The sequence below is a fragment of the Streptomyces sp. CC53 genome (genome assembly GCF_001865245.1).
GTDB lineage: Bacteria > Actinomycetota > Actinomycetes > Streptomycetales > Streptomycetaceae > Streptomyces.
Window position 1 is genome coordinate 26,173 of sequence record NZ_MKXB01000013.1, and the last position, 11,646, is coordinate 37,818.

Consider the following 11,646-nt stretch of genomic DNA (forward strand, 5'->3'; position numbering starts at 1 on the left):
CACGGACGCCTGTCAGGCGCCGAGGCGCCCCGCCTTCAGGGCGGCGACGAACGGCACCCAGGCGGGGGCCCGCACCACGAGTGCGGGCCCGTCGGGGTCCTTCGAGTCCCGGACGGGGACGACACCGGGAAGACCGTCGCCGACCTCGACGCAGTCGCCGCCGGTGCCGTTGCTGTAGGTGGACTTGCGCCAGAGCGCGGCGCTCACGTCAATGTCGGTGTGTGCCATCTCGGAAATCCTCTGCCGCTTCCTCGACCATGGCCAGGGACGCCTCAGGCGGCAGTGCGGCGGCCCTGAGCAGATCGTACGACTCGCGGTACAGGCACACGAGCCCTGGATCGTCGATGAGTTGGCCGCTGTGGAGACCCTCCGTGTACACGACGGGTGGAGCGTCCCGGAAGGTCATGAGCCGCGTCATGCCCCCCGCGTCCACTGCTCGACGTGACGGGTCCATCACCTTCGCACGGACAGGTACGGGCGCGCCTCCCGGCCTCGGGCCGGTCAGCAGGCGGACTGGGCCAGGTCCACCGACGCGGCGATCCGGGCGGCCACGCTCTCCGCGTACGCCGTGTCGGGGCGGGCGAAGGCCGGGCGCGCCGCCGCGCGGAGGAACGTCACGACGCCCAGCGTGCGGCCGCGGCTGCGCAGCGGCGCGCACAGCGCGTGCGCCGCGTCCCCCGGCCACTGGCGCTCCGCCGCCCACCGCTCGCCCGCGCCGGTCCGGTCGGCGCCCTGCGCCCAGGCGCTGACGCGCACCGCGCCCGCCCGGTCCAGGGCCCGCAGCGCCGGGTGCCCCGCCGCGTACGGCACCGGCACGCCCGCGCCCGGGGCCCGCGTGACCGGGCCGAGGACGCCCGCGGGGCTGGCCGCCGCCCGGACCAGGGGCCCCTGTGGTCCTGCCGCCAGGTCCAGCAGCGCCGAGTCGGCGAACCCCGCCAGGGCGAAGTCCAGGTGGACCGTCGCCGCCTCCATCGGGTCCTCGCACTCGGCGGCCGCGCCGCCCGCCCGGTGCAGCTGCCCGGCGCGGAACCGCAGCCGGTCGGCGTCCTGCTCGGCGAGCCGCTCCCCCGTCACGTCCTGGAACAGCCAGGCCACGCCCAGCGGGGCCGGCTCCTGCGACAGCGGCGACTGCAGGCGGACGAAGCCGCTGCGCCAGCAGCGCCGGGCCTCGCCGTCCGCGGTGCGCACGGCCACCCACAGGTCGGCGGGCGGCCGGGGTCCGGCGTCCTCGGCGAGGGCGTGCTCCAGCGCCGCCTCCACCTGCTCGACGCCCTGGAGCACCGCGTCGCCCAGCGGACGGCCCAGCAGGGACGTGCGGGTCCGGCCCAGCGCCCGCGCGGCCTGCGCGTTCACGACCGCCGGGCGCAGGTCCGCGTCCACCACGACCAGGCCCCAGGGCGCGTCGGCGAACAGGCCCTCGCTCAGGGCGACGGACCGCTCGAAGTCCAGTTGCGTGTGCACCTCGCCGAACGCCCAGAACACCCCGACCGGGCGGCCGTCCGCGCCGCTCACCCCCGCCGACTGCACCCGGACGAGGACCCGGCCGCCGTCCTTGCGGAGCAGGGCGCACTCGTGGACCCGGCGCTCCGGGGTGCTCGCCAGGGCGGCGGCGAGCCGGTCCGCCACGTCGGCGGCGTCCGCCGGGCGCACCGCCCAGCCGGCCAGGCCGCTGCGCCCGACGGCCTCGTCGGCGGGCCAGCCGAGGATGCGTTCCGCCTCGCGGTTCCAGTGGGTGACGGTGCCGTCCGCGTCGAACGCGCAGAGCGCGGCGTCCATCCCGTCGAGCAGTGTGGCCAGCAGGTCGGCGCCGGCCTGCCCGGCGCCCGGGCGGGGTCCGGAGCCCGCGCCTCCGTGCGCACCCGGGTCCCCGTCCGGACCCGGGGCCGCGTGCGTGCCCGTGTCCGTACCGCCGCCGGACGCACTCATCCCGGACCCCCTGACAAGGACGTGGCCTCACGTGCAACTGCACGTGCCCGGCCATTCAACCCTCACAGTGACCCAGGACACATGCCGTTCGAGAAATTCGGTTGTGGCGGCCGTGGCGCGGTTCCTATCGTGGCGGCACACGAGAGAGGAGGTGATCCGAAAGATGGTTATTCGGATGCGTGAGGTGGCTGCGGGCTGAGGCCTGTCGTCACATGGCGGCAGGCCTCCTGCCGTACATCCAGCAGTCACCGACCCGCGGGCCCGTCGGCACATCCGGCCGACCTCCCCTTGCACAGCAGGGGAGCATCGGGCCCGCGGGTTCTCTCATGTCCGGGGCCGCTCGCGGGGCGGGCCGCGCCCGGGCGGCGGCCGCTTGCGGGGCGGGGCGGCAGGCCGTCGACGTGCGGTACGGCCGGTCCGGGCGCGGCGTGTCAGGGGGCCAGGCGTTCGACCCGCCAGCCGTGCTCCCCGTCGCGGACGTACCGCAGCCGGTCGTGCAGCCGGTTCTCGTGGCCCTGCCAGAACTCCACCGTGTCCGGCACGACCAGGTAGCCGCCCCAGTGCGGCGGCACCGGCACCTGCTCGTCCTGCGGGTAGCGGGCGGCCAGTTCCTCGTACGCGCGCAGCAGTTCGGCGCGGGAGGCGATGACGGACGACTGGTCGCTGGCCCAGGCGCCGAGCCGGGAGCCGTGCGGGCGGGTGCGGAAGTACGCCGCGGTCTCGTCGCGGCCGACGCGGGTGACCGTGCCGGTGACGACGACCTGGCGGGCGATCGGGTGCCAGGGGAAGAGCAGCGACGCGTACGGGTTGGCGGCGAGTTCCTGCCCCTTGCGGGACGTGTAGTTGGTGAAGAAGACGAAGCCGCGCCCGTCGTAGTGCTTCAGCAGGACCGTGCGGGACGAGGGACGGCCCTCGGGCGTGGCGGTCGACACGACCATCGCGTTCGGCTCGTGGATCTCGCGGCTCTCGGTGGCGTCCCCGAACCAGCGGGCGAACTGGTCCATCGGCGCGGCGGCGAGGTCCTTCTCGCACAGCTCCGCCGTGTGGTACTGCTCGCGCATCGGCGCGGGGTCCGGGGCGGCGTCCGGCGCGGCTCCGGACCGGGAGGCTCCGGCTGCGGACGCGGGATCGAGGTCGGATTCCAGGGCGGCTGGATCGAGAGCGTCGGTCACACCGCCCATCCTGCCGCAGCGGGTGAGTGTGCCCGGCACGCTGGGCGGGTAATCCTCACCGTCCGGGACGGCGCAGTGTGCCTGATGTCACGCTTCCCCGCATCGGGGGAACCCGACAGACTCGTGGGCTGGGTCACTGTTCCCTTCACACATTCCGCAAGGACACCACTACGAGGAGCCGCCAGATGTCCGACTTCGTACCCGGGCTCGAAGGAGTCGTCGCGTTCGAGACGGAGATCGCCGAACCGGACAAGGAGGGCGGCGCCCTCCGCTACCGGGGCGTCGACATCGAGGACCTGGTGGGCCAGGTGTCCTTCGGGAACGTCTGGGGCCTGCTCGTGGACGGCGCGTTCGACCCGGGCCTGCCCCCGGCCGAGCCCTTCCCCATCCCCGTCCACTCGGGTGACATCCGTGTGGACGTGCAGTCCGCGCTGGCGATGCTGGCACCCGTGTGGGGCCTGAAACCGCTGCTGGACATCGACGCGGCGCAGGCCCGCGAGGACCTGGCGCGGGCGGCGGTCATGGCGCTGTCGTACGTGGCGCAGAGCGCCCGCGGGCAGGGCCTGCCGATGGTGCCGCAGAGCGAGATCGACAAGGCGCAGTCGGTGGTCGAGCGGTTCATGATCCGCTGGCGGGGCGAGCCCGACCCCCGGCACGTGAAGGCGGTCGACGCCTACTGGACGTCGGCGGCGGAGCACGGCATGAACGCCTCCACGTTCACCGCGCGCGTCATCGCGTCGACGGGCGCGGACGTGGCGGCGGCCCTGTCGGGCGCGGTGGGTGCCATGTCCGGGCCGCTGCACGGCGGCGCCCCGTCGCGGGTGCTCGGGATGATCGAGGAGATCGAGCGCACCGGGGACGCCGTCGCGTACGTGAAGCAGGCCCTCGACAAGGGCGAGCGCCTCATGGGCTTCGGGCACCGCGTGTACCGCGCGGAGGACCCGCGCGCCCGCGTGCTGCGCCGCACCGCGAAGGAGCTGGCCGCGCCGCGCTTCGAGGTCGCGGAGGCCCTGGAGAAGGCCGCGCTGGAGGAGCTGCACAGCCGGCGCCCGGACCGGGTGCTCGCGACGAACGTGGAGTTCTGGGCGGCGATCGTGCTGGACTTCGCGGAGGTCCCGGCGCACATGTTCACGTCCATGTTCACCTGCGCCCGCACGGCCGGCTGGTCGGCGCACATCCTGGAGCAGAAGCGCACGGGCCGCCTGGTCCGCCCGTCGGCGCGGTACGTGGGCCCCGGCCCGCGGGACCCGCGCGAGATCGCGGGCTTCGACGGCATCGCGGGCTGAACCGCCCGGCCCCCGACGGCACCGGCGGCCGGGGCACCTCTCGCGAGGTGCCCCGGCCTGGTCCCTGCGGCACAGTCTGCTCGTCAGAGGGCCATGAGCTGTACACCCTTGCCGCACAAGCGGGACATGTCGTCGATGTCGGACGTCAGCATGATGACGGGTCCTGGCTGGCGCAGAGCCGCCTCGGCAACGGTCGCGTCAATGGCGTACTTGTGGCCATGCAGGCCGACATGCTGCAGCAGCCTCGCGGCGGCCTTGGCGGACCGTGCGGTGACAGGCTCGATCCGCACCTGTGACAGCGCCCAGTTCAGGCGGGGGACGTTCACTCCGGCATGCACGACTTCCACAATGGTGTTCGCACAGACGACGAACTCGGCACCGCGCTTGTTGATCTGCCGCAGGACCGCTGAGACCTTTCGATCCTGGTTGATCCAGGCCGACAAGCCTTCGGAGTCGAGCACAACCGTCTTAGCGTCAAGCCTCATGCCGCCCTCGCGCCCGGTGTCGCCGCGTCGGGGTTGAGTGCGGCGTCGATCAAGGCGTCGGCTTCCGCGAGTTCCTCTTCTGTGAAGGCCCCGTGTTCCTCCTCGTAGCGGCGGAACTCCACCTCGCGTCGATACTGTCTGATCTTCTTGGCGACAGCGTCAGCGACGAAGGCGGACACGTTGTCGGTCAAGGTCTTCAGTTCCTCCACGTCATCAGTGGGGAGCGTCACGGTGATACGAGTCGTCTCAGCCATACGAAGACCGTACCAGCAGAATGCATACCGCGAGTATGCAGATACGTTTCAGCCCAGGGCCCCGTCCAGCAGCCGCGCCCACTGGGCGACCACGCGGCGGCGGCGGGCCGTGTCGTCCGTCAGCAGGGTGGCGAGGCCCAGGCCGCGGGCCATGTCCAGGAGGCCCTGGACGGTCTCCCGGACACCGGGGCGGGACTCGTCCGCGCCGAGCAGCTCCACGGCCATGCGGTGGGCCTCCCGGCCGACGCGGGCCTCCAGTTCGGTGACGCGGAGCCGCAGCTGCTCCTCCCCGGAGGCCGCCACCCACAGGTGGAGGGCGGCCCGGAACAACGGGCCCGTGTAGAGGCCGACGAGCCCCTCGACGACCTCGGTGCGGCTCCTGCCGTCCAGGGCGCGCAGCGCCTCGGACCGCTCCTCTGCCACGTACTCGACCGCCGCCGTGAAGAGGTCCTCCCGGGTGGGGAAGTGGTGCTGGGCGGCGCCCCGCGAGACCCCCGCGTGCTCCGCCACCACCGAGACCGTGGAGCCCGCCCAGCCGCGTTCGGCGAGGCAGGCCACCGCCGCCTCCAGGAGCCTGCGCCGGGTGGCGCGGCTGCGGTCCTGCTTCGGGGCGCGGGCGGCGGTCGCCTCGGTCAGATCACCCATGCGGGGTCCCGTCGTTCTAGGAAGGCCGTCATCCCCTCGCGCGCCTCCGCCGAGGCGAACAGCGACGCGGAGCGCCGCACGAGAGCGTCCGCGTCGCGCTCGAAGGTTTCCAGCACCCTAGCCGCCACCAGCGCCTTCGACGCGGCAAGGCCCTGCGGCGAGGCCCGGCGCAGGGCGTCGAGCACCGGCCGCAGCGCCTCGTCGGTGTCCGCGGCGGCCACCGTGGCCAGCCCGATCCGCACCGCCTCGGACGCGCCGAACCGCTCCCCGGTGAGGTAGTACCGGGCCGCCGCGCGGGGGTCGAGGCGCGGCAGCAGGGTGAGCGAGACGACCGCCGGGGCGAGCCCGATCCGCACCTCCGTGAGGGCGAAGTCGGAGCGCTCCGACACGACGACGACGTCACACGCGCCCAGCAGTCCGAGGCCCCCGGCCCGCACGTGCCCGTCGACCCGCGCCACCACCGGTTTCGGCACCTCCACGACGTGCCGGAGCAGCGCGACGAACGCGTCCGGGTCCGGGGGCGCCGTCAGGTCGGCGCCCGCGCAGAACGTCCCCCCGGTGTGGGTGAGCACCACGGCGCGGACGGCGGGGTCCCGCGCGCAGTCCGCCAGCGCGTCCGCCAGCTCGGCGACCAGCGGCGCCGACAGGGCGTTGCGGGTGCGGGGGGCGTCGAGGGCCAGGGTGGTGACGCCCCGGTCGCGGGTGGTCCTCAGCAGGGTCATCGCGTGCGCCTCCTCCGGCGGGTCAGTACGACTTGGGCAGGCCGAGGGTCTGGTGGGAGACGTAGTTCAGGATCATCTCCCGGCTCACCGGCGCGATGCGGGCCACGCGGGAGGCCGCGATCAGGCGGGCCAGTCCGAACTCCCGGGTGAGGCCGTTGCCGCCGAGGGTGTGCACGGACTGGTCCACCGCCTTCACGCACGCCTCGGCGGCCGCGTACTTCGCCATGTTCGCGGCCTCGCCCGCGCCGGCGTCGTCCCCCGCGTCGTACAGCGCCGCCGCCTTCCGCATCATGAGCGCGGCGCACTCCAGCTCGATGCGGGCCTGCGCCAGCGGGTGGGCGATCGCCTGGTGCGCTCCGATCGGGGTCCGCCACACCTGGCGCTCCTTCGCGTACGCCACCGCCCGCTCCAGCGCGTACCGGCCCATGCCCAGGGCGAACGCGGCGGTCATGATCCGCTCCGGGTTCAGCCCCGCGAAGAGCTGGAGGAGGCCCGCGTCCTCGTCGCCGACGAGCGCGTCCGCCGGGAGCCGCACGTCGTCGAAGACCAGCTCGAACTGCTTCTCCCGGGCGTCGAGTTCCATCGGGATCGGGGTGCGGTGGAAGCCGGGCGCGTCCCGGTCCACCACGAACAGGCACGGCTTCAGCTTCCCGGTGCGCTCGTCCTCGGTGCGGCCCACGACGAGCGTGGACTGCGCGATGTCGACGCCCGACACGAAGACCTTGCGGCCGGTGAGGGTCCAGCCGCCGGGGGTGCGGCGGGCCGTGGTGGTGATGCGGTGCGCGTTGGAGCCCGCGTCGGGCTCGGTGATGCCGAACGCCATGGTGCGGGAGCCGTCGGCCAGTCCGGGCAGCCAGTGCCGCCGCTGCTCGTCCGTGCCGAAGCGGGCGATGACCGTGCCGCAGATGGCCGGCGACACGATCATCATCAGCAGCGGGCAGCCGGCCGCGCCCAGCTCCTCCAGCACGATGGACAGCTCCGTGACCCCGGCGCCCCCGCCGCCGTACGCGGCGGGCAGGTTGACGCCGAGGTAGCCGAGCGCTCCGGCCTCGGCCCACAGGCCGTCCGGGTCGCCGCCCTCCCGGCGCTTGCGCCCGAAGGCGGCCACGGCGGCGCGGAGGGCCTCCTGCTCGGGTGTCTCCAGGACGGCGGTGCGGGTGGCGGTCATGCGTCCTCCTCCAGTACGGGCTGTACGGGCTGACCGGGCACCCCGGGGTCGGGGCGCTTCGCGGGCTGTACGGGCTGACCGGGGGCCTCCGGGTCCGGGGACCCGTCGGGCCGTACGACGGCGAGCAGCGCGCCGTGCTCGACCTGGCGGCCGGGCGCGGCGCGGAGAGCGGTGAGGGTGCCGGAGGCGGGGGCGGTGACGCGGTGCTCCATCTTCATGGCCTCCAGCCACAGCAGCGGCCGGCCCGCCTCCACCCGGCACCCCACCACCAGGCCCTCGGCGACCCGGACGACCGTGCCCGGCATGGGGGCGAGCAGCGAACCGGGGGCCGTGCGCGCGGCGGCGTCGGGGAAGCGGGGGCGGGGGGTGAGGCGGTGGGCGGCCTCCGGGGTGTCGACGTACACGGCGCCGTCGCCGTACGACGCGACGCGGTAGGGCCGCACGACTCCGGACAGCTCCAGCAGGACCAGTCCGGGCTGCGCCGACACCACCCGCACGCCGGGGTGGTCGGGGAGCGTGTAGCCGCCGCGGGTGCGGTGGTAGCGGACCTCGTGCCCGCCGTACGCCTTCGACTGGGGCTGCGACGGCAGGTTGCGCCAGGCTCCCGGGCCGGGGCGGGCGGCGGCGTCCGCGAGGGCGGCGGCGACGGCGGCGTACTCCTCGCCCGGGGGCGGGCCGGTCAGCTCGGGGAGGGCCCGGTCGTAGAACCCGGTGTCGGCGCGGCCCGGCCGGGCGAACTCCTCGTGGCGCAGGGTGCGGACCAGCAGGTCGCGGTTGGTGGCCGGGCCGTGGACGCGGGCCCTGCGCAGGGCCGCCGCCAGGGCGCGCACGGCCTCCTCGCGGGTGGGTGCGTGGGCGACGGCCTTCGCCAGCAGGGCGTCGTAGTGGACGGTGACGGCGTCCCCCGCCTCGTAGCCGGTGTCGACGCGGACTCCGTCGACGTCCAGGGCGTGGAAGACGCCCGTCTGCGGGGCGAAGCCGCGGGCCGGGTCCTCCGCGTACAGGCGGGCCTCGACCGCATGCCCGGAGGGGGCCGGGGGGCCCTCCGGCAGCCGGGCGCCCTCGGCGACGCGGAGTTGGAGCGCCACCAGGTCGATGCCGTACACCGCCTCCGTGACGGGGTGCTCGACCTGGAGGCGGGTGTTCATCTCCAGGAAGTGCGGCGTCCCGTCGGGCGCGACGAGGAACTCGACGGTGCCCGCCCCGGTGTAGCCCAGGGACCCGGCCGCGCGGACCGCCGTGTCCTGGAGGGTGCCGGCGAGCCCCGGCGGCAGGCCGGGGGCGGGCGCCTCCTCGACGACCTTCTGGTGCCGGCGCTGGAGGGAGCAGTCGCGGGTGCCGAGCGCCCAGACGGTGCCGTGTGCGTCGGCGAGGACCTGCACCTCGACGTGGCGGCCGCCCTCCACGTACGGCTCCGCGAACACCTCGTCGTCACCGAACGCGGAGCGTGCCTCCGCGCGGGCGGCCTCCAGGGCCGCGGGCAGCTCCGCCAGGTCCCGCACGACGCGCATGCCGCGCCCGCCGCCGCCCGCCGCCGCCTTGACGAGGACGGGCAGGTCGGCCTCCGTGAGCGCGGCCGGGTCCAGGGGCGGGACGCCCATCAGCTTCTTGGCGCGGGTCTTGGACGCCATCGCCTCGATGGCCTCCGGGGGCGGGCCGACCCAGGTGAGACCCGCCGCCCGCACCTCCCGGGCGAAGGCGGCGCTCTCCGACAGGAAGCCGTACCCGGGGTGGACGGCGTCGGCTCCGGCGGCGAGCGCGGCCCGCACGAGGAGGTCACCGCGCAGGTACGTGTCGGCGGGGGCGGCGCCCGGCAGCCGCACCGCCGCGTCCGCGAGGCGCACGTGGCGGGCGCCGGCGTCCGGGTCGGAGTGCACGGCGACGGTGGCGATGCCGAGGTCGCGGCAGGTGCGCAGGACCCGGCAGGCGATCTCGCCGCGGTTGGCGACGAGCAGCGAGGTGATCATGTCGGTGCCTCTCACATCCGGAACACGCCGAAGCCGCCGCGTGCGCCTTCGACCGGGGCGGTGTGGATCGCGGACAGGCACAGCCCGAGGACGGTGCGGGTGTCGCGGGGGTCGATGACGCCGTCGTCGTACAGCCGCCCGGACAGGAACATCGGGAGCGACTCGGCCTCCACCTGCTGCTCCACGAGCGCCCGGAGGGCCGCGTCGCCGTCCTCGTCGTACGGCCACCCCTTCGCGGCGGCGGACTGGCGGGCGACGATCGACAGGACCCCGGCGAGCTGCTGCGGGCCCATGACGGCGGACTTGGCGCTGGGCCAGGCGAAGAGGAAACGGGGGTCGTAGGCGCGGCCGCACATGCCGTAGTGCCCGGCGCCGTAGGACGCCCCGAGCAGGACCGACAGGTGCGGGACGCGGGAGTTGGCCACCGCGTTGATCATCATCGCGCCGTGCTTGATGATGCCGCCCTGCTCGTACGCGGCACCCACCATGTAGCCGGTGGTGTTGTGGAGGAACAGCAGCGGGATGTCCCGCTGGTTGGCGAGCTGGACGAACTGGGCGGCCTTCTGGGACTCCTCGCTGAACAGGACGCCCCGGGCGTTGGCGAGGACGCCGATCGGGTAGCCGTGCAGCCGCGCCCAGCCGGTGGCGAGCCCGGCGCCGTACAGCGGCTTGAACTCGTCGAAGTCCGAGCCGTCGACGAGGCGCGCGACCACCTCGCGCGGGTCGAAGGGCGTGCGCAGGTCGCCGGGGACGATCCCCAGCAGCTCCTCCGGGTCGTGCACGGGCCCGGCGTACGGGCCGGGCGGCGGGTGCGCCTTGCGGTGGTTGAGGCGGGCCACGATGCGGCGGGCCTGGCGCAGCGCGTCCGGCTCGTCGAGCGCGTGGTGGTCGGCGAGGCCGGAGGTGCGGGCGTGCATGTCGGCTCCGCCGAGGGACTCGTCGTCGCTCTCCTCACCGGTCGCCATCTTCACGAGCGGCGGCCCGCCCAGGAACACCTTCGACCGGTCGCGGATGACGACGGTGTGGTCGGACATGCCGGGGATGTAGGCGCCTCCGGCGGTGGAGTTGCCGAACACCACGGCGATGGTGGGGATGCCGGCGGCGGACAGCCGGGTGAGGTCGCGGAAGAGCGCGCCGCCGGGGATGAAGATCTCCTTCTGGGAGGGCAGGTCGGCGCCGCCGGACTCGACGAGGGAGATCACGGGGAGGCGGTTGGCGAAGGCGATCTCGTGGCCGCGCAGCGCCTTCTTGAGGGTCCACGGGTTGGAGGCGCCGCCGCGCACGGTCGGGTCGTTGGCGGTGATCAGGCACTCGACGCCCTCGACGGTGCCGATGCCGGTGACGAGGGACGCGCCGGTGGTGTGGTCGCTGCCCCAGGCGGCCAGGGGCGACAGCTCCAGGAACGGCGTGTCCGGGTCGAGGAGCAGCTCGATCCGCTCGCGGGCGAGGAGCTTGCCGCGGGCGCGGTGCCGGTCGGTGTACTTGGGGCCGCCTCCGGCGAGCGCCTCGGCGTGGGCGGCGTCCAGCTCGTCGAGCTTGGCGAGCATGTCGGCGCGGTTGCGGGCGAAGTCGGGGGCGGTCGGGTCCAGCGCGGAGGCGAGCACGGTCACAGGAGGCTCTCCGGGATGTCGAGGTGGCGGGCCCGCAGCCATTCGCCGAGGGCCTTGGCCTGCGGGTCGAACCGGGCGCGGGCGGCGGCGCCCTCGCCGAGGAGGCCGGTGACGGTGAAGTTGACGGCGCGCAGGTTCGGCAGGACGTGGCGGGTCACGGGCAGCATCCGGGTCTCGGGCAGCAGATCGCGGAAGCGGTCGGCGGTGAGGGTGTGGGCGAGCCACCGCCAGGCCGCGTCGGTCTCGGCCCACACCCCGACGTTGGCGTCGCCGCCCTTGTCGCCGCTGCGGGCCCCGGCGACCCGGCCGAGCGGGGCGCGGCGGACGGGGCCCGGCGGCGGGGGCGGCGGCAGCGGCGGCTCGGGGACGGGCGCGGGCTGCGCGGTGCGGGCGGGGTGCGGGACGGTGAGG

11 protein-coding genes and 2 pseudogenes are annotated in these 11,646 nt (G+C 74.9%); 1 reads left to right on the forward strand and 12 read right to left on the reverse strand.

The window, feature by feature from the left end; all coding sequences use genetic code 11:
• Positions 1–12: 12 nt before the first annotated feature.
• The 4 genes and pseudogenes from BJP40_RS01105 to pdxH form a co-directional block, all read right to left on the reverse strand.
• Complete coding sequence (locus tag BJP40_RS01105; protein WP_079170830.1) at positions 13–228, reverse strand: DUF397 domain-containing protein; 216 nt, start codon at positions 226–228, stop codon at positions 13–15.
• Positions 209–421, reverse strand: a pseudogene (locus BJP40_RS35090) (Scr1 family TA system antitoxin-like transcriptional regulator); the annotation flags it as partial. The pseudogene BJP40_RS35090 and the gene BJP40_RS01105, both read right to left, overlap by 20 nt.
• Positions 422–501: 80 nt before the next feature.
• Complete coding sequence (locus tag BJP40_RS01115; RefSeq protein WP_071277751.1) at positions 502–1,926, reverse strand: PAS domain-containing protein; 1,425 nt, start codon at positions 1,924–1,926, stop codon at positions 502–504.
• 431 nt (positions 1,927–2,357) lie between these two features.
• On the reverse strand, positions 2,358–3,107 hold the full coding sequence (gene pdxH, locus BJP40_RS01120) for a pyridoxamine 5'-phosphate oxidase (protein WP_079170833.1): 750 nt from the start codon (positions 3,105–3,107) through the stop codon (positions 2,358–2,360).
• A 176-nt stretch (positions 3,108–3,283) separates the two neighbouring features.
• On the opposite strand from pdxH, the gene BJP40_RS01125 reads away from it, so the two are divergent.
• Complete coding sequence (locus BJP40_RS01125) at positions 3,284–4,384, forward strand: citrate synthase 2 (protein ID WP_071268707.1); 1,101 nt, start codon at positions 3,284–3,286, stop codon at positions 4,382–4,384.
• An 83-nt stretch (positions 4,385–4,467) separates the two neighbouring features.
• Here the strand turns inward: BJP40_RS01125 and BJP40_RS01130 are convergent, their stop codons facing one another.
• The 8 genes and pseudogenes from BJP40_RS01130 to BJP40_RS01165 form a co-directional block, all read right to left on the reverse strand.
• Entirely contained in the window at positions 4,468–4,869 is a 402-nt protein-coding gene (locus tag BJP40_RS01130; protein WP_071277754.1) for a PIN domain-containing protein, read from the reverse strand.
• A complete protein-coding gene (locus BJP40_RS01135) occupies positions 4,866–5,123 on the reverse strand; it encodes a type II toxin-antitoxin system CcdA family antitoxin (protein WP_071277757.1) in 258 nt (85 codons plus the stop codon). The genes BJP40_RS01130 and BJP40_RS01135 overlap by 4 nt, the downstream gene beginning before the upstream one ends.
• Positions 5,124–5,171: 48 nt before the next feature.
• The gene (locus BJP40_RS01140; RefSeq protein WP_071277760.1) at positions 5,172–5,768 is read right to left on the reverse strand and encodes a TetR/AcrR family transcriptional regulator; all 597 of its coding nucleotides are present in this window, start codon (positions 5,766–5,768) and stop codon (positions 5,172–5,174) included.
• A complete protein-coding gene (locus BJP40_RS01145) occupies positions 5,756–6,490 on the reverse strand; it encodes an enoyl-CoA hydratase family protein (protein ID WP_071271256.1) in 735 nt (244 codons plus the stop codon). Before BJP40_RS01145 ends, BJP40_RS01140 begins: the two co-directional genes overlap by 13 nt.
• 22 nt (positions 6,491–6,512) lie before the next feature.
• Positions 6,513–7,658, reverse strand: coding sequence for an acyl-CoA dehydrogenase family protein (locus tag BJP40_RS01150; protein ID WP_071277763.1), 1,146 nt, complete (start codon positions 7,656–7,658; stop codon positions 6,513–6,515).
• Positions 7,655–9,625, reverse strand: a complete 1,971-nt coding sequence (locus BJP40_RS01155; protein WP_079170831.1) for a biotin carboxylase N-terminal domain-containing protein — start codon at positions 9,623–9,625, stop codon at positions 7,655–7,657. Before BJP40_RS01155 ends, BJP40_RS01150 begins: the two co-directional genes overlap by 4 nt.
• 11 nt (positions 9,626–9,636) lie before the next feature.
• Complete coding sequence (locus tag BJP40_RS01160; RefSeq protein WP_071277766.1) at positions 9,637–11,235, reverse strand: acyl-CoA carboxylase subunit beta; 1,599 nt, start codon at positions 11,233–11,235, stop codon at positions 9,637–9,639.
• Positions 11,232–11,646: pseudogene (locus tag BJP40_RS01165) on the reverse strand (exopolyphosphatase); the annotation flags it as partial. The gene BJP40_RS01160 and the pseudogene BJP40_RS01165, both read right to left, overlap by 4 nt.